At 39.0% G+C, this 18,119-nt stretch carries 15 protein-coding genes; 1 reads left to right on the top strand and 14 read right to left on the bottom strand.

The window, feature by feature from the left end:
* Window positions 1–97: 97 nt before the first annotated feature.
* The 9 genes from MHH45_RS20445 to MHH45_RS20405 all read right to left on the bottom strand — a co-directional run bounded on the left by MHH45_RS20445 (window position 98) and on the right by MHH45_RS20405 (window position 11,463).
* Window positions 98–1,216 (bottom strand): nicotinate phosphoribosyltransferase, encoded by a 1,119-nt coding sequence (locus MHH45_RS20445; RefSeq protein WP_016116674.1) that lies wholly within the window; start codon window positions 1,214–1,216, stop codon window positions 98–100.
* A gap of 60 nt (window positions 1,217–1,276) precedes the next feature.
* Window positions 1,277–5,173, bottom strand: coding sequence for a DNA translocase FtsK (locus MHH45_RS20440; protein ID WP_340862897.1), 3,897 nt, complete (start codon window positions 5,171–5,173; stop codon window positions 1,277–1,279).
* 322 nt (window positions 5,174–5,495) lie between these two features.
* On the bottom strand, window positions 5,496–6,470 hold the full coding sequence (locus tag MHH45_RS20435; protein WP_016116678.1) for an N-acetylmuramoyl-L-alanine amidase: 975 nt from the start codon (window positions 6,468–6,470) through the stop codon (window positions 5,496–5,498).
* A gap of 239 nt (window positions 6,471–6,709) precedes the next feature.
* Window positions 6,710–7,066: a hypothetical protein gene (locus MHH45_RS20430; RefSeq protein WP_003201263.1), complete on the bottom strand. Its 357-nt coding sequence runs from the start codon at window positions 7,064–7,066 to the stop codon at window positions 6,710–6,712.
* A 532-nt stretch (window positions 7,067–7,598) separates the two neighbouring features.
* Window positions 7,599–8,213 carry a YtpR family tRNA-binding protein gene (gene ytpR / locus MHH45_RS20425; protein ID WP_016116679.1) on the bottom strand — a complete coding sequence of 205 codons (615 nt, stop codon included), beginning with the start codon at window positions 8,211–8,213 and terminating at the stop codon, window positions 7,599–7,601.
* Window positions 8,210–9,022, bottom strand: a complete 813-nt coding sequence (locus MHH45_RS20420) for a DUF1444 domain-containing protein (protein ID WP_016116680.1) — start codon at window positions 9,020–9,022, stop codon at window positions 8,210–8,212. Before MHH45_RS20420 ends, ytpR begins: the two co-directional genes overlap by 4 nt.
* An 80-nt stretch (window positions 9,023–9,102) precedes the next feature.
* Window positions 9,103–9,417, bottom strand: a complete 315-nt coding sequence (locus MHH45_RS20415) for a thioredoxin family protein (protein ID WP_003201257.1) — start codon at window positions 9,415–9,417, stop codon at window positions 9,103–9,105.
* Between the two features lie 82 nt (window positions 9,418–9,499).
* Window positions 9,500–10,009: a DUF84 family protein gene (locus MHH45_RS20410; protein ID WP_003201255.1), complete on the bottom strand. Its 510-nt coding sequence runs from the start codon at window positions 10,007–10,009 to the stop codon at window positions 9,500–9,502.
* A gap of 380 nt (window positions 10,010–10,389) precedes the next feature.
* A complete protein-coding gene (locus MHH45_RS20405; protein WP_016116681.1) occupies window positions 10,390–11,463 on the bottom strand; it encodes a M42 family metallopeptidase in 1,074 nt (357 codons plus the stop codon).
* 142 nt (window positions 11,464–11,605) lie between these two features.
* Between MHH45_RS20405 and MHH45_RS20400 the strand changes: the two genes are divergently transcribed.
* A complete protein-coding gene (locus MHH45_RS20400; RefSeq protein WP_016116682.1) occupies window positions 11,606–11,917 on the top strand; it encodes a PepSY domain-containing protein in 312 nt (103 codons plus the stop codon).
* A gap of 192 nt (window positions 11,918–12,109) precedes the next feature.
* Here the strand turns inward: MHH45_RS20400 and MHH45_RS20395 are convergent, their stop codons facing one another.
* The 5 genes from MHH45_RS20395 to MHH45_RS20375 all read right to left on the bottom strand — a co-directional run bounded on the left by MHH45_RS20395 (window position 12,110) and on the right by MHH45_RS20375 (window position 18,088).
* The gene (locus MHH45_RS20395) at window positions 12,110–13,261 is read right to left on the bottom strand and encodes a thiolase family protein (protein WP_016116683.1); all 1,152 of its coding nucleotides are present in this window, start codon (window positions 13,259–13,261) and stop codon (window positions 12,110–12,112) included.
* On the bottom strand, window positions 13,258–14,130 hold the full coding sequence (locus MHH45_RS20390; protein WP_016116684.1) for a 3-hydroxyacyl-CoA dehydrogenase family protein: 873 nt from the start codon (window positions 14,128–14,130) through the stop codon (window positions 13,258–13,260). The genes MHH45_RS20395 and MHH45_RS20390 overlap by 4 nt, the downstream gene beginning before the upstream one ends.
* 135 nt (window positions 14,131–14,265) lie before the next feature.
* Window positions 14,266–15,381: a CaiB/BaiF CoA transferase family protein gene (locus MHH45_RS20385; protein WP_016116685.1), complete on the bottom strand. Its 1,116-nt coding sequence runs from the start codon at window positions 15,379–15,381 to the stop codon at window positions 14,266–14,268.
* A complete protein-coding gene (locus MHH45_RS20380; protein ID WP_016116686.1) occupies window positions 15,381–16,526 on the bottom strand; it encodes an acyl-CoA dehydrogenase family protein in 1,146 nt (381 codons plus the stop codon). Before MHH45_RS20380 ends, MHH45_RS20385 begins: the two co-directional genes overlap by 1 nt.
* Entirely contained in the window at window positions 16,526–18,088 is a 1,563-nt protein-coding gene (locus tag MHH45_RS20375) for a fatty acid--CoA ligase (RefSeq protein ID WP_016116687.1), read from the bottom strand. Before MHH45_RS20375 ends, MHH45_RS20380 begins: the two co-directional genes overlap by 1 nt.
* Between the last annotated feature and the right edge of the window lie 31 nt (window positions 18,089–18,119).

Genomic DNA, 18,119 nt, shown 5'->3' with positions numbered 1-18,119 from the left:
TATGTCCATAACAAACTTATTATAGCAAAAAACAATCCGTTATACTATGATAACAGAAAAACTGATAGGGTCAATTCCCTATCAGTTTTTCCTCTTCTTACATATCTTCTCTTTTTTCTAGTTGAACACGCTCTAAACGTGGGTTTGGACGATATTTACGTCCAGCTTTCGCTTCTGGTTTTCCATTTAATTCTACATTATCACCTGTAAAACCAATGTTCATTTTTAATAAACTGCTGCCCACTCCGTATAGATCTACAGGAACATTTTGCGCTTCAAATTCATGAATACGTTTTTCATCAAATCCACCAGTTACAACAATATTTACATGCTGGAACCCTTCTTCATCAAGCGCTTTACGAAGCGCGAAAACAAGGGATGGATTTACACCACGCGGGTCAAATGTGCCAAGTACTTCTGGATGACGAATGAAATACTGATCAATCATTGTACGTGATGTATCAATGCGTACACCTTTTAATTCTGAGCCGAATTCACGTGCAACACGAAGACCATCTGTAATCACATCATTATTGTAGTCAATTAGTACAACTAAATCATCCTCTGGAAACTTTTTATAGTACGCTTTTGCAGCTTCTACAACATCTCCATTAAACATTTGAATCAATGCGTGAGGCATTGTCCCCATTCCACTCTTGCCCCACCATTCATTCATTGCATGCGTTGCTTGTGCACTCATACCACCAATATACGCAGCATACCCATCACCAGCTTGCTGTGTATAATGATCATCACGGTCTCCCATGAAAATAACAGGTTTTTCTTTTTCACCACTGCGAGCAGCTTGTACAACATTATATACATTTGTTGCAACAGATGTACGACGAGCTAAGATCCCATCGATTACACCTTCTAAAAACCCGAAATATTCATAAGGTCCAGAGATTGTTAAAACTGTTTCAAATGGATTAATATTGTCCCCATCTTTTAAAGAATGGATTTCAAGCTCTTCCGGATGTTCAGCAAATGTTTGTAACAATGCTAATACTTCATCTGTTCCGCAAAGTACCGCATGTTCCTTTTGGAAAAATTGCATTGTCACAACACTTTTCGGGCGAAATTCTTGAATAATGTCACGAGTTTTTAAAAAGTAAACGGCAGAGAACCAACCTTCCCCAACTCGTTCATCAAATTTAAATGTTTTATTTGTTAGTCGATTGATTTCACCTTTTAATTTTAATTCAATTTCTTTCATGTCGTTTACTCCCTACTTTACTATCCAACATTTTCTCTTAGTATACAGCAAAACCGCTTCCTATACATTCGTTTCCTGCATCGCAGCAAACTCATCCTCTGAAATAAGAACATCCCTCGGTTTTGTTCCCCTTGCTTCGGAAATAATACCTTGTGCTTCCATCTCTTCAATAAGACGTGCCGCACGATTATAACCGATGCGGAATTTTCTCTGTACAGAAGATGTGGACGCTCCCCCTTGTTCTACAACAAATTGACATGCATCAAAAAACAGTTCATCTTCGGCTTCATGTTGTTCTGTTTTCGCCAATAAATCCTCTTGCTTAAATAAATAGTTCGGCTTCATTTGCTTTTTCACATGTTCAACTGTTTTTTCAATTTCATCATCCGATACGTATACCCCTTGTACACGAACGGGTTTTGACGTACCGTTTCCTAAAAATAGCATATCACCGCGACCAAGTAATTTTTCCGCTCCTCCAATATCAATGATTGTACGTGAATCTACTTGAGATGATACTGTAAACGCAATACGCGTTGGAATGTTTGATTTAATCAATCCTGTAATAACATCCACAGACGGACGCTGCGTTGCAACTAATAAGTGAATACCACAAGCACGTGCTTTTTGTGCAATGCGGCAAATTGCTTCCTCTACATCACCAGGAGCAACCATCATTAAATCGGCTAACTCATCAATTACAATAACAATGTACGGCAATGTTTCCCCTGGAATTTCTCGGCTACTTACGATGGTATTATAACGAGCTAAATCACGTGCACCAGCATGCGCAAACAATTCATAACGGTGTTCCATTTCTTCTACAGCCCATTTTAACGCTGCTGTAGCAGCTTTCACATCTGTAATAACAGGTGCTACAAGATGGGGAATAGAATTATATGGTGCGAGCTCAACCATTTTCGGGTCAATCAACATCAGCTTCACTTCATGTGGTTTCGCTTTATATAAAATACTCGTTAAAATCGCGTTAATGCACACACTTTTCCCTGAACCAGTCGCACCAGCAATGAGTCCATGCGGCATCTTTCGAATATCGGTTACAATTGGCGCTCCAGAAATATCAAGTCCAAGCGCAACTGTAAGCGGTGATTCACTCTTCGTAAACACAGGACTTCTTAAGATTTCCCGAAGAAATACCGGCTTACTTTCTTTATTCGGAACCTCAATTCCGATGGCACTTTTCCCTGGAATTGGTGCTTCAATTCGAACATCCTTTGCAGCTAAACTCAGCTTAATATCATCACTTAAATTTGTGATTTTATTTACTTTCACACCCGGATCAGGTTGTACTTCGAAGCGCGTTACAGCTGGTCCTTGTGAAACATTGATAACATGAGCCCCAACATGGAAATTATTAAACGTCGTATCTAATAATTCTTTCTGTTCTTCTAACCATTCCGTATTATCTAATGTCGACTGACTTGGAATCGTCAATAGTGTTAATGGTGGCATAGCATATTCAGGCGGTGTTTGCAGTACATTACGCATATCATTCTCTCTTCGCGCTATAACGTATGCTTTCTCTTGTACTCCTGCACTTGCAACAGGTGCCTTCATTTCCGTTTGTTGAACTGGCTCCTCTGTTACTTGATCTTCCACTGCAACTCGTTCTACTGGTTTCTCTTCCACTTGAGTTTCCACTATAACTCGTTCTACTGGTTTCTCTTCCACTTGAGTTTCCACTATAACTTGTTCTACTGGTTTCTCTTCCACTTGAGTTTCCACTATAACTTGTTCTACTGGTTTCTCTTCCACTTGAGTTTCCACTATAACCTGTTCTACTGGTTTCTCTTCCACTTGAGTTTCCACTATAACTTGCTGTGCAGTTTGCGCTTTTCCTTGTGGTGCTTCTTCCACTTGTTGTACAGACTGCTCGTGCACCTTTACTGGTTCTTCAGCTTGTTTTATAGGAGTCTGCGGCGTTTTCATTCCTGCCACATGTCTCTCTATTAACTTTCTTCTATCTTGTTTTAACATCACAACATTAAACGGCACATGGCGCTTTTTCTCACGTTTCGGTTCTTCTTTTTGCTTAACAGGCTGTTCCACAGCAACTTCTTGCTTTTCTTCTGCCTCTTCGATTAATACATTTGCAAAGTTTTGAACTGCTTCCTTCGTGTGCTCGTCTGCTGCTGAAGATGTTTCTGAAACATTGTTTTCCGCTTTAGAAACCAAATTCTCTTGTTCTGTCGTTTTTTCAACTACTACTTGAGCCGTTTCTTCTGAAGACTCTTTCGCTGTTTCGGCAATTTTTGCTTCTTCAAATGTTTCTGCTACCAGCGTTTCTTCTGGTTCCTCCACTGCTTCAACTTCCGGCGTTGGTTCTTCAGCTTCTTCCACTTCTCCAACTTCCAGCGTTGGTTCTTCAGCTTCTTCCACTGCTTCAACTTCCAGCGTTGGTTCTTCAGCTTCTTCCACTTCTCCAACTTCCGGCGTTGGTTCTTCAGCTTCTTCCACTGCTTCAACTTCCAGCGTTGGTTCTTCAGCTTCTTCCACCGCTCCGACTTCCGGCGTTGGTTCTTCAACCTCTTCCACTGCCCCAACTTCCAGCGTTGGTTCTTCAGCTTCTTCCACCGCTCCGACTTCCGGCGTTGGTTCTTCAGCCTCTTCCACTGCCCCAACTTCCAGCGTTGGTTCTTCAGCTTCTTCCACTTCTCCAACTTCCGGCGTTGGTTCTTCAGCTTCTTCCACTTCTTCAACTTCCGGCGTTGGTTCTTCAGCTTCTTCCACTTCTTCAACTTCCGGCGTTGGTTCTTCAGCTTCTTCCACTTCTCCAACTTCCGGCGTTGGTTCTTCAGCTTCTTCCACTTCTCCAACTTCCGGCGTTGGTTCTTCAGCTTCTTCCACTTCTCCAACTTCCGGCGTTGGTTCTTCAGCTTCTTCCACTACTTCAACAACATTTTCTTCTAAAGTAGTTTTCTCCACTAGCTGTTCTTCTTCTATTTCTTTCTTATATTCATTTTCTTCCGTTGACGCTGTATCCATATTCTCTACCGTAGAATCTAGCAACTCATCTTGCAAGATTTCTTCCTTCGCTTCGTTATCATATTGTGATAACGCCACTACATCTGGTTCTTGCTCAAATACCTGTACGATTTCAACAGTATGCTCTTCTTTCTTATTATCCTGTCCAACTGATTTATGTAACAAGTTATCAGTTTCAAATGGAAGAGAGTCTGAAATGACATCTACCTTTTCTTGCCCCTCTAACGAAGTGAATGAACGCTCAGAATCGTAACCGTTTTTCTCTAGCCACTGATCAACAACTGACTTTTCCTCTTCTGGGCTTTCTTGTTGCCCAGTATGCTCCAGGTTTTTCTCCTGCTTCTTAGAAGGAATAAAGGATTCGTCTGAGAAATTCGAAATAGAGTATCCTTTTTTCTCCAACCAAGCATCGACGACAGATTTTCCTTCAACGGATATTTCAAGATCTTCCTGCCCTTTTTCTTCCGTCTTAACTTCTTGTTTCTCTCTCGAAGGACGTTTATATCCAAAGATAGGCGAAATCATTTCTGTCGGGCGAAATGGTCTTCGACGGCTTTCTTGTACTGGCACAGATTTTTTTGGCACGATAGGCTCTGGCTCAATTTCTCGTTCAATTTTTGGCGGGGCAAATGTATGAACTGGTTCTGGTTCTTCTTCTACATATCTTGGCCTGCGTCTCTCCATGTTCGTTACTCTTGGCAGAGGTTGCTGCTCAAAATGTGTTGATTCTTCCACATTCTCCTCATCAAATCCATCATCAGGTATTAACGGAAATCGGCATTTCACACCTAAATTCCGACTAGCCATTTGTGCTTCTCTTGCTTCAGTGTAGTGGTTTACACGAGGAATTTTCGGCTTACTTTCAGTGTTCTTCGGTACTGCTTTATTTATCGCTGCTTTTTCTTCCTGATGTTCCTCTTTGTTAAACAGCTTTTTCATCCAATCTAACATGTTTACCACTCTTTCTACTAAATAGTAACATCCTTTATTGTATCAGCATTCGGCAAAAAGTGCAGGTAAAATTACGCTCTTGTATTTTGTCTACCATATTCAAATTTTCAGTAAGTACAATAGATTCTCAACATACAAGTCGCGGCTATGAACACAAAAGAGGGCCTACTCTCTCCTTCTCCCTTTGTTTTAAACCCGGCACGGGGCTCAAAAAGGACCTGACCGCTTCTATACATAGCCGGTCCCCTCTCTCACACCCAAAAAGAAAGGTTTTCACTTGTATTTATACATAAAAAAACAGCCTCATATATAAGACTGCCGTTTAAGCTTTACTCTTCCGATATTCTTCTACACTATCGGTTACACTTTGCAGTAAAGAGTCTAAATATTGTGTGTCTGATAGTTTCTGATCTTCTTCAGGATTCGACATAAATCCAAGCTCAAGTAAAACGCCTGGAACTTTTGACCAATTAAATCCAGAAAGATCATCTCGAAACTTGATTCCATTTACTTTTACCTGGCTGTTTTCTTTCATTTTCTTTACGATTATTTGAGAAACTTGTAAACTTTCTGCATAGATTCCTTTTGTATATGTATTTCCTTCCGCTGGCGTCAACACAGCAAACCCTTTTTGTGCTCGATTTTCTGAACCATCCGCATGAAGGCGTAAAAATAAATCTGCTTGATGCTCATTCGCAAATGTCGCTCGCTCCTTATTACTTATATCAACATCATGTGTTGTTCTTGTCATAAGTACTTGCATACCTTTTGCTTCGAGCTTCTCTTTCAATATGACAGCAGCTTCTAATACAAGAACAGATTCTCTTTTTTTCGTCACAACACCTGTCGTTCCATCAGTCACTTTATACTTTTGCTCAGTTGCCCCCGGGCCAATTGGTTCTAAATTTAAATTTGCTTTCTCTTGATGCCCTGGGTCAATTACAACAAGAAATTTTGCTTGTTTTTGCTCAGCATTTCCTTTTACCTCAAGGGTTTTGGCCGATTCCTCAGCCTGTGGTACTTGCTCTACCTTTAGCTCTTGTTTTTCATCTTGCTCCACGGATGGTTCTTGTTCAACATTTTTCTCTTGTTCTCCATTTTGTTCCACTGGTAATTCAGCTTCTATTTTCTTCTCTTTTTCCGCTTGCTTCTCTGGTGGCGTTTCTTTCGTTTGTTCTACAACCTTTTTATTCTCTTCTTGCACAGTAGATGGTATTTTCTTCTCTTGTTCCTTCGAGCACGCTCCCATATATATTCCAAGTAATACAACTACACACATCATTTTTATATATTTCATAGCTTCCTCCTCCCATCTACTTTGCGCATACTCTATTTATATATCCATTTTGGTTTCCAAGTGTATAAGTCGCTGCTATGAAAAACAAAAGGTGACCTGTACTCGTTCTCTCTTTTTGTTTTCACTTGGCATGGGACTGAAAGAGGGACTGATCGCTTCTATGCATGGCCAGATGTTCTCTCCCACCTAAAGATTGGGTTTTATGTCGGGTTTTCAATTTGCATTTATATAAAAACACCCTAAATTTCTTTTAACTGTTTCATAATCTCATCTATACTACGTGCTATACAAACTGGTTCCCATATTTCCGATCCTTGTTCAGCTGTGTAGATCGGATGGAGTGGATTATCTATATCAACAAAGATAGGATCACCCATATCTGTATCATATCCAATAACAATCCAACTCTCTTGCCAATCTCCCTTTTTCCCACTCATGAGTGAATTTTTGTTTTTATCATATCGATATCCAATTTGTCCCTTTTCCAATTCATTTTCATGCAATAAATATATTTCAAATGATTGTAATTCAATATCATGTTTCTTCGAAGTTTCGATAAGCCCCAGAAGCTCTTTCACTTTTGGAAATTGTCTCATATGTTCCTATCTCCTTCTATATAACTCCATTTTGATTTTTCAACATATAAGTCGCTGCTATGAAAAACAAAAGGTGACCTGCACTCGTTCTCTCTTTTTGTTTTCACTTGACATGGGGCAGGAAAAGGGGCTGACCGCTTCTATGCATGGCCAGATGTTCTCTCCCACCTAAAGATTGGGTTTTATGTCGGGTTTTCAATTTGCATTTATATATTTTTCTAAATTTTAACTAATTTGTTTTTGAAATACAATATAGATTTTGAGAAAAGCGTTACAATATAAGGACATGTAAATAAAAAAATAGCCTCATTTTATCATGAGACTATTTTTTCTATATAATTCTATTTTAATTTTCCGGCATATCGTTCGCTGCTACGAAGAACAAAAGATGATCGCTACTTGTTTTTTCCCTTTGTTTTCACTTGGCATGGGGCAGGAAAAGGATCTGACCACTTCTATGTATGGCCGGATGCTCTCTCTCACCTAAAGATTGGGTTTTATGTCGGGTTTTCAATTTGTAATTATATATCAATTAAAATTTGAACTCTTGTCCAACCTCATAGCTGTCTTCTAATACAAGAATACCTTTTTCCTGAGGAGCATCCGGAAGCTCTAATTCACGTGCAGAACAAATCATTCCAGAAGATGGAACGCCGCGAAGCTCAGCTGGTTTAATTAACATACCACTTGGCATTACAGCACCGATTTTTGCGACAACAACTTTTTGTCCTGCATCAATGTTTGGTGCACCACATACGATTTGTAGTGTATCTGTACCGATTTCTACTTTACAAATGTTTAGTTTATCTGCATTTGGATGCTTTTCTTTTTCAGCTACGTAGCCAACGACAAATTTCGGCGTGAGGTCTGCTTCTACTTTTTCTTCAAAGCCATTCTTTGCTAAAATGTCATTGATTTTTTCAACAAGCTCTTTTGTTAAAGTAATGTTTCCTGTTTCCTTTACTTCTACATAAGAAGACGCATTAAAGATGTTGAATCCTCCTGTTACGTTGCTTTCACGATCATAAACGCGTGCAACATCTCCTTTGCGGTCAAATGTACGGTTTTCTAATGTGATATCTTGTAAGGCAACGATTAATGTGTCGCCAATTCCTTCAAGGTTGTAAAAAACGTTCACTTTGTTCATCCTTTCTCTTTTCCATTTGTCTTCTTCCGATTCTTCGCTAAAATAAAGATTGGCTCAAAGTCCCCATCTTCATATACGAATGAAAGTGATGTAATCGGAACATGACCTTCGGCAAAAAACTTCATTGTCATTTGTGCAATAATATCATAACCGATTTCGTTCACGATATCAGCAATAATTAATACATCTTGGTGTGGAACAGCTACAACCATGTCACCTGAAATCTTTTCACGCATCGATTGTAATAATGATTCATTCAAAATACGACTCGCATCATAGCCATCATTTGTGTTTAAGAAATAAAATGTATTCCCCGCCACTTCATCTTGTTTAAATGAATGACTTAAGGAACGTACATTAAACAATGCCATTTCACGTACTTGCTGCTCTGTAAGTCCTAGTTTTTGTAACAAACGTTTATCAATTAATCGATATGTTTTATTGGAATCTAATGCATAATAAATGCGCGTTTCTGCTGTATGATCTGTCATTACGAAAGGGTTTCCTTCTTCAGCTTGCTTTGGAAAAGAAGTGGATCGAATAACCGGTAAAATTTTTGCCGCGCCGCTTTCTTCTTTATGCATCGCAAGTAGCGCCTCTTGTACGTAATACACAACATCTTCAATCGCTGCTTCCTTCTTCACTTCCCATTTCGCCACAACTCCTGGAAGCGAAACATTAATTCCCTTTTTCGTATCTTTTTGTTCAATACGGAGCGTATCCTTCTCGCTATCATAATGAAATTCCCACTCTGGACGAGCTAATCTAGTCATTAACTCGTCTTTCATCTTTTTGCTTGTCATTTTCATTTCGTTTGCCTCCCTTCCAAAAAAATAACCTCCCCCGCGAAGGTAGAGGTTGTTTTTACAATTTAATTGGCGAGATCGCCTTATTTTAACCCTTCAATAAACGCTTCGATTTGTTCTTGTGTTTTACGATCTTTGTTTACATAGCGTCCAGTTTCTTCACCTTTATTGTACGCTACAAAGCTCGGAATGCCAAATACGTCTAATTTCACGCAAAGGTCAATAAATTCGTCACGATCTACATAGTAAAATGAGAAATCGCTATATTTCTCTTCTACTTCTGGCATAAATGGATCAATAAAACGGCAGTCTGGGCACCATTCTGCTGAGAACATAAAAATGACGTTCTCTTCATTTTTTAATTCTTGAAATTGTTCCATGCTTTCTAATGATTTCATCTATATTTCCTCCTCTAACGAAGTGTATCTTTTCATCTCTAATCTTCTTTTATACTACCATACATCACGTATGGTGCAAGGTTTATGCTTGTTTTTCGTCATACTTATATTGCCCAATTAACAGCTTTACAACATGTACAAATAATTGTGTACGATCCACATAATGATCTGTAAAGATTCCGATTGCACCTTCATGGCTACGAATGTCTTTTCGTTTTACAAATGCCTCCATTACTTCACTTAACTCTTTTCCATCTTCAAGAGGAGAAAGAAAATCATCAGGAAGCATAATCCGTGCCCCGCCTGCGACAAATACTTTCCCCGCGCTTGTCGCCAAAGCACCCCAATTGCACATAAACAAACCGTGCTCTGTTTTCATTACGCCGCCTTCTAGTCCGATACCGATGTCAGCTTGTTTTTCTTCTAGTGCTCGCTTCGCTCTATTGATTGCGCCTTGCATCGTTTCCTCATCAGAAAATGGCTGTGCTGCAACTCCTGAAGGAACAGAAACTGAAGTAATACTTACCTCTTTCCATACTTCTTGTACGGCTCCTACTTTTGTTTGATTTTTTGAGCCGACTGCTACTTTCATATTGTTCACCTCTATATAAGTCATTGCTACAAAGAACAAAAGGTAATTGACACTCTTGTTCTTTCTTTGTTTTTAACTCTATATGGGATAGGAAAAAGTCTGAACTTTGCTATACATGAGCGGACGCTCTCTCCTATCTAAAAAAGAGTGTTTTGTTCAGTTCTTCATCATATGTCCTCTTCCATTTCCCAACATATACATTACGGCTATGAGACCCAAAAAAGACCTCCACTCATTGTCTCTTTTTGGTTTCACATGGTATGGGGCTAAAAAGAGCACTGACCGCTTCTATGCATGAGCGGACGCTCTCTCCCATCTAAAAAGAGTGTTTTTATTTCTTTTCATATACGAAAAGAAAAGGCCGAATTCGGCCCTTTCTTTTAAGCATTGTTCTTAATTGTTTCTAATGTTGTTTTATCTGTTGCTTTCACAAGTTTTGTAATCAATTCTTTCGCTGCTGCATAATCATCAACATGTAAAATAGAAGCATGTGTATGAATGTAACGAGCGCAAACACCAATTACTGCTGACGGAATACCTGAGTTACTCGTATGTACACGACCTGCATCTGTACCACCTTGTGAAATAAAGTACTGATACGGAATGTTATGTGTTTCTGCTGTATCTAAAATAAATTCACGCATTCCTCTATGTGTTACCATTGTACGGTCATAAATGCGAAGAAGTGCTCCTTTTCCTAATTGACCGAACTGCGTTTTATCCCCAGATGCATCATTTGCTGGACTCGCATCAAGCGCATAGAAAATATCTGGCTGAATCATATTAGCTGCTGTTTGTGCGCCGCGAAGACCAACTTCTTCTTGTACAGTCGCACCAGAGTATAACGTGTTTGGTAATGTTTCATCTTTTAATTCTTTTAACAATTCAATCGCAAGACCACAGCCGTAGCGATTATCCCAAGCTTTCGCCATAATTTTCTTTTCGTTTGCCATTGGTGTAAACGGACAAATTGGAACAATTTGTTGGCCTGGTTTCACACCAATCTCAAGCGCTTGTTCATAACTATCTGCACCTATATCAATTAACATATTTTTTATATCCATTGGTTTCGCACGTTGTGCATCACTTAATAAATGAGGTGGAATCGAACCAACAACCCCAACAACCGGGCCGTTTTTCGTCATAATTTGTACACGCTGCGCCAGCAATACTTGACTCCACCAGCCACCTAGCGTTTGAAAACGAATCATCCCGTTTTTCGTAATTTGCGTAACCATAAAACCAACTTCATCCATATGACCAGCTACAAGTACACGTGGGCCATTTTCATCCCCTTTTTTCAGACCGAACACGCTACCTAAACCGTCTTGGACGATTTCATCTGCATATTTACTTAACTCCTCTTTCATAAAACGGCGCACATCATGTTCAAATCCTGATGTACCTTGTAATTCTGTTAACGTACGAAATAATTCTAATGTCTCTTTATTCACGAAGTTCCCTTCTTTCAAACCTTAGTAGAATACCTCTTTTATTGTAACGAAATTTTCGAAATGTTTCTAGTTTCTTCTTTTTTCGTTAAAATTGCATTATAATTATCATCAATACACTACTTTATAGAATTGAGGTGAATATATGAGCTGGAAAGGTTTACTAGCTGGTGTTGGTGTTGGTTTTGCAGCTGGTTATCTTGTTGCAAACAAAGTTCAAGAACAATCCCATATTTCTTCAGAGAAAGCATTAAAAATGGTGAAACAAGCATTAAGTCATAAAGGCGAAATTACTGGCTCTTGGGTACATATGGTTCCAGAGACGTTTGAAAAATATGATGTCGCGTACGAAGTATACCGCGGCGGTCTTACAACAATTTTAAATGATATACAAGAACGATTTGAATTTTTAGTAGATGCAAAAACAGGTACCGTTTTAGAAGTAACGGCTGCTTAAAATAACTTAGAAAATCAAAAAGCATAAAGTGAAATTTTGATCAGTGGAGGGCCTCATTCCCACATTGATTATTCACTCCCGGCCAATTAGATTGTTACGGACAATAATACTCCGCTTGCATAACTTTGAGGTGAGGGCTACCACTCATGAGTAGTGAGATTAAAGTGTGCAGATGAATTTCTGCACACTTTTTCACATTCTTTCAATTATCATCGCTGTCGACATCCCATGTCCGATGCAAATTGTCAGTAGGCCGTACCTTCCCTGCCTCCGCTCCAATTCATGAAGAAGAGAAGTCATTAATTTCGCACCAGTTGCCCCAAGTGGATGACCTAGCGCAATCGCACCACCATTAACATTCACCTTTTGTAAATCCGCTTCCATTTCCTTTTGCCATGCTAAAACAACCGATGCAAATGCTTCATTGATTTCTACAACATCCATATCACGAATTGTTAAATTTGATTTTTGTAGCACTTTTTTTGTTGCAGGGATAACGCCATCAAGCATTGTTGTCGGGTCAGAACCAACAACCACTTGATTAACAATACGAGCACGTGCTTTACAACCTAGCTCTTTAGCCTTTTCACTATCCATCAGCAAGATTGCTGCAGCACCATCACTAATTTGACTTGCATTCCCTGCTGTAATCACTCCATTTTCTTTAAACACTGTTTTTAAATTTGATAACGCTTCATAAGAAGTATCCCTTCTCGGACCTTCATCATTTTCAACTAATATTTCATTGCCTTCTTTATCTACACCACGCAGTGGTACAATCTCTCGCTGAAAGTGTCCAGATTCAATAGCTTGAAGTGCGCGTCTATGACTTTCTAGCGCGTAAGCATCTAACTGTTCACGTGTAATACCATATTTTTCTGCAATCATCTCAGCAGATACACCTTGATGCACAATTTGATACTTTTCGCGAAGACTACTCGGGATCGTCTGCTCATTTCCATCACTTAAAATAGGAACTTTTGTCATATGCTCAACACCAGCTGCAATCGTAATGTCCATATCCCCTGATTTAATTTCTTGCGCAGCAAAGTGAATAGCCTGTTGCCCTGAACCACAGAGCCTATTAATCGTTACTGCTGGAACCGTTATAGGAAAATCTGCTTCAAGTGCCGAAAGTCTTCCAATATTAAAACCTTGTTCGTTAATTGGCGTTACACACCCCATAACTATATCTTCTATAAGTCCTTTTTCTATATTCCCCCGTTTTGTTACTTCACTCAGTGCAACTGCCGCAAGTTGTATGGGGTGAAGTAAACGAAATGCCCCATTTCTTTTACCAACTGGCGTACGTACAGCTTCAACAATAACAACGTCCCGCTTCATATTTTCTCGCCTACTTTCCCTTTTGAATAATCATAAAAACCTTTCCCAGTCTTTCTTCCAAGATGTCCTGCCTCTACAAGTTTCACAAGTGTTTGCGGCGCTCTAAACCTATCGCCAAATGCTTCCATTAGTCCTGTACTCGCAAATAGCATCGTATCTAGCCCTACATAATCCGCTAATTCAAATGGTCCCATTGGATAGTTCAAACCAAGCTTAATTGCCTTATCAATGTCCTCTTTACTTGTAATTCCTTCTTCATACATACGCATGCACTCTAACATATGAATAGCAATTGCCCGCGACGTCACAAATCCTTGCATATCTTTCACAACAACCGTTTCTTTCCCAATTCCTTCTGAGACTGTTCTTACTGCTTGTATCGTACTTTCTGCTGTAACCACTCCTCGTACAATTTCAACGAGCTTCATAACAGGAGCGGGATTAAACCAATGCATCCCCACTACTTTTTCTGGACGACTTGTTACACTTGCAATTGCAGTTACACTTAATTCAGACGTATTCGTTGCTAGAATAGTAGATTGCGATGTATACAAATCTAGCTTTTGAAAAATCTCCTTCTTTAACTGTAATATTTCTGGTACTGCTTCAATAACAAGCTCTACATTTTGGCAAGCTTCTTCCAATATAACTGTAGAAGTAATATGAGCTAGAATGCCATTTTTTTCTTCCTCTGTCATACGTCCTGCGTTCACGAAACGACTCAAGCTTTTGGTGATAGTTCCATAAGCTTTTTGTAAACTTTCTTCTGATATATCATACATTTTCACATGTTTATCGCCCATCGCTAACGCTTGGACAATTCCACTTCCCATAATTCCTGCACCAATTACTGCGATATTTTGAATCATTATTTTCCTCCTTTAATTATTTTCTTTTCATTTCCACAACATACATTTCAACAACGAATCAATACTTTTCGAAATAGTCTTGCATATTCACGAGAAATAAATGTCCCCTTGATTCTCTATCTTCTCTCTAATTATTCATACACGAACTCGCTCAATTACATCTAATTGTTCCAATCTCTCAATCTCTAACTTCGATAATCCAAGCTTTTGCAACACTTCTTCGGTATGCTCACCAAGCTTCGGTGGATTCGCAAATGCATGACTCGTATGTGTAAATACATATCCTTTCTCATTTACTAGATGCCTTGTAAATGGTGACGACGATAATTCATTTGTCTCCAAAACGGGCGCTAAACAACAATCCACTTCCATCGCAAATTTCGTCCAGTACGCCAATGGCTTACTAGCAAAGAGTGCTTTCATTTGCTCATAAATGATTTGACCATCTTGAGTTAGTTCATATTGCTTATCCCCCCATTCTACTCTTCCTACCGCTTCACAAAAGGAATGCCAAAATTTCTGTTCAACTGCTCCGAGCGCAACAAACCTTTCATCGCTCGTTTCGTAGAGGGAATAACATACAATCTTACCGCTAAGCAAATCTAGCCCATGACGTTTGTTATACATTTTTTCAAGCATGATATGATTGTTCATTAACATCATTAAGCTATCTGTGAGGGAAATATCGTGATAACTCCCTTCCCCAGTTCGCTCTCTTTGAAACAATGCTGCCATAATTTTTTCTGAAGCCATCATTCCGCCTATCTCATTCCCAAGGGTAATTTTGGGATGAACCGGAATTCCTTCTTGATCTTTCAACTGTGCTAATACGCCGCTTACTGCCATAAAATTTATGTCGTGGCTTGCAAGATTCGAATGTTCTTTATTTTGTCCATATCCAGTTAATGAAGTATAAATGATACTTTTATTTATCCGTTTAACTTCTTCATATCCAAGACCAAGACGGTTCATTACGTTAGGCCGAAAGCTTTCTATTAAAACATCAGATTTTTGAAGAAGTTTTTTCACTACCGCTACTCCTTCTGGATGCTTTACGTTTATTGCAATACTTTTCTTGTTACGATTATTCGCATAAAAAAACGCCTGATTACCAGATTCCAACCCTCTTGCTAAATCACCATAAAGCGGTTCTACCTTTATCACTTCTGCACCTAAATCAGCAAGGCGAAGTGCTGCATACGGACCTGGTAAGTAGTGAGAAAAATCAACAACTGTTATTCCTTTCAACATCATAAGCCCATACCCTTCGCAATTATGTTTTTCATAATCTCATTCGTACCAGCATAAATCGCGCTTACTGGAATATCACGATAACGCCGCGCAATCTCGTATTCTTCCATATATCCATATCCACCGTGCAATTGTATGCACTCTGCTGACACTTTTTTTGCAAGATCTGTCAGCCACCACTTCGCCATCGATACTTTCGTTACGATGTTCTCACCATTCATGTGATTGGCAATACAGTCATCGACAAATGTTCTGCCAATTTCAATTTCCGTATACATCTCTGCTAATCGAAACTGTACTGTTTGAAAATCGCTTATACTTTTCCCAAATGCTTTTCGCTCTTGGACATAGTTTTTCGTTATATGTAGCATCACTTCCGCGGCTGTTTTAGCTGCAATTGCAACAATGAGACGTTCTTGCTGCAACTTTTCCATGAGATAATAAAAACCTTTTCCTTCTTCCCCTAACAAATTCGAAGCAGGCACTTTTACATCTTCAAAAATAAGTTCTGCTGTATCTTGACTATGTAAGCCGATTTTTTTTAGTTTTTTTCCTCTTTTAAATCCCTCCATTCCTCTTTCTAAAACAAGTAGACTCATGCCTTTATGAGCCGGTTTAATATTTGTATCTGTCTTACAAACAACGATAACTAAATCTGCATGAATACCATTTGTAATAAATGTTTTTTCTCCATTCACGACATAATAATCACCTTCTTTTCTTGCAGTTGTTCGAATACTCGCTAAGTCCGAACCTGCTCCTGGCTCCGTCATCGCAATTGCAGTTATACATTCACCGCTTACACATTTTGGTAACCAACGTTTCTTTTGTTCTTCTGTTCCATACTGCATGAAGTATGGAACGACAATGTCATTGTGCAAACCGATTCCGATTAAACTTGATCCAACCTTTTCAAGTTCCTCGTTAATGACAACCGAATATCCAAAATCAGCACCTGCTCCACCATACCGCTCATCTACCATTGGACAAAGAAAACCTTTACTCCCCATTCTTGTCCAAAAAGCACGAGGAATTATTCCTTCTTTTTCCCATTCGTTATAGTATGGATATGCTTCCTTTTCTAAAAATTTATGAAAAGCATCACGAAAAATGTGATGCTCCTCCTGTAAATATTTATGCCTCATCATATCCTCCCCTTAGCTTCCGTTTCTGCATTACGCAAAATAAACTTTTGAATTTTACCGCTTGCATTTCTTGGCAGTTGTTCAACAAACACATAGCGACGTGGACGTTTATAATCAGCAAGCTTATCACTTGCTTTGCAATACTCATCTAATATCTCTTCGGTAAGAGACTGATCTTTTGAAACGATGTATGCTAGAACACTTTCTCCCCAAAGCTCATCTTTCTCTCCAAGCACCGCAACATCTAAAACACTTTCATGTGTATACAAAAAATCCTCGACCTCACGTGGGTAAATGTTTTCTCCACCACTAACAACCATATCGTCAACGCGATCCGCAACGTATAAATAACCATCTGTATCTACATACCCCAAATCTCCTGAATGGTACCATCCTTTATATAATGCTTTTGCTGTTGCCTCTTCATTGTTGTAATACCCTTTCATCAAACAGGAACCTCGCACAATAATTTCTCCAATTTCATACGGTCGTAATATATCATTCGGCTCAGATGGTCCTTCTTCATTTGGACGGACAACACGAATTTCATGATTATAAGCAGCTTTTCCTGCAGAACCTACTTTAGTAAGTTGCTCATTCTCTCGTAAAAAAGTAACTGCCGGTCCCATTTCCGTCATACCATAAGCTTGTACTAATGAAACATTCAATTTTTCATCACAAGCTTTTACAAGTGCCGGTGCCATTGAAGCTGCTCCATATAAACCGTACCTAAGAGAAGATAAATCATACTGCATTAAATCTTCCTGCAACATCATATTCCACATTGTAGGTGCCGCAAACATAACAGTAACCTTCTCTTTTTCAATCGTTTCGAGCACATTCTTTGCATCGAAATGGTGTAGAATAATATTCGCCCCGCCGCTATGTACCCTTGGAACGAAGCAACAATGCAGCTCAGCACAATGAAACATCGGTGCTGTTACAAGACCGCGACTATTCTCGGTATAATGTAAATATGCGATTCCTATCAAGCTTTGATCGATAATTTCTTGGTGACGGTGAAGTACTCCCTTCGGATAACCGGTTGTTCCACTTGTATACATAATGGAACAAATATCATCTTCTTTTACTTCTACTGTTTCAAAATCCGGTAATGCATTGGATAATTTTTCTTCATATGAAATAGAAAACGATGGATGATTTTGGTCAATGTACCAGAACTGAATATGAGGAAACTGTTTATAAATGCTTTGTACTTGAGAGGATAATTGCTGTTCAAAAAGTACGATTTTTGGAGAGGCATCTTCTAATATATAAATGAGTTCTTGTGGTTTTAATCTGAAATTGATTGGGTTAAATATGGCGCCAATTTTTGCACAAGCGAAACATGTAGTTGCTAGTTCACTACTATTAAAGAGAAATGTCGAGACACGGTCACCTTTTTGTATACCACTTTTTTGGAGCGCATAAGCTAGCTTATTCACCTGTTCATTCCATTCTGTATACGTCCAGCGAATATTTTTTTTCGGTTCAACAATCGCTTCTTTATTTGGATAATTTCCAGTAGTCAGTTCAAGCAAATTTCCAATCGTTATATACAATACGTTTCCCCCTTTCGAATAAAAAGTTTCT

The organism is Bacillus sp. FSL K6-0042 (assembly GCF_038006685.1).
Classification (GTDB): domain Bacteria; phylum Bacillota; class Bacilli; order Bacillales; family Bacillaceae_G; genus Bacillus_A; species Bacillus_A pseudomycoides.
This window is presented reverse-complemented; position numbering and strand designations above follow the sequence as displayed.

What these genes read in the sequence shown, in the direction of transcription:
- MHH45_RS20445 (WP_016116674.1), bottom strand. Translation starts at nt 1,216, where the DNA reads ATGAAAGAAATTGAATTAAAATTAAAAGGTGAAATCAATCGACTAACA.
- MHH45_RS20440 (WP_340862897.1), bottom strand. Translation starts at nt 5,173, where the DNA reads ATGTTAGATTGGATGAAAAAGCTGTTTAACAAAGAGGAACATCAGGAA.
- MHH45_RS20435 (WP_016116678.1), bottom strand. Translation starts at nt 6,470, where the DNA reads ATGAAATATATAAAAATGATGTGTGTAGTTGTATTACTTGGAATATAT.
- MHH45_RS20430 (WP_003201263.1), bottom strand. Translation starts at nt 7,066, where the DNA reads ATGAGACAATTTCCAAAAGTGAAAGAGCTTCTGGGGCTTATCGAAACT.
- ytpR (WP_016116679.1), bottom strand. Translation starts at nt 8,213, where the DNA reads ATGAACAAAGTGAACGTTTTTTACAACCTTGAAGGAATTGGCGACACA.
- MHH45_RS20420 (WP_016116680.1), bottom strand. Translation starts at nt 9,022, where the DNA reads ATGAAAATGACAAGCAAAAAGATGAAAGACGAGTTAATGACTAGATTA.
- MHH45_RS20415 (WP_003201257.1), bottom strand. Translation starts at nt 9,417, where the DNA reads ATGAAATCATTAGAAAGCATGGAACAATTTCAAGAATTAAAAAATGAA.
- MHH45_RS20410 (WP_003201255.1), bottom strand. Translation starts at nt 10,009, where the DNA reads ATGAAAGTAGCAGTCGGCTCAAAAAATCAAACAAAAGTAGGAGCCGTA.
- MHH45_RS20400 (WP_016116682.1), top strand. Translation starts at nt 11,606, where the DNA reads ATGAGCTGGAAAGGTTTACTAGCTGGTGTTGGTGTTGGTTTTGCAGCT.
- MHH45_RS20395 (WP_016116683.1), bottom strand. Translation starts at nt 13,261, where the DNA reads ATGAAGCGGGACGTTGTTATTGTTGAAGCTGTACGTACGCCAGTTGGT.
- MHH45_RS20390 (WP_016116684.1), bottom strand. Translation starts at nt 14,130, where the DNA reads ATGATTCAAAATATCGCAGTAATTGGTGCAGGAATTATGGGAAGTGGA.
- MHH45_RS20385 (WP_016116685.1), bottom strand. Translation starts at nt 15,381, where the DNA reads ATGTTGAAAGGAATAACAGTTGTTGATTTTTCTCACTACTTACCAGGT.
- MHH45_RS20380 (WP_016116686.1), bottom strand. Translation starts at nt 16,526, where the DNA reads ATGAGGCATAAATATTTACAGGAGGAGCATCACATTTTTCGTGATGCT.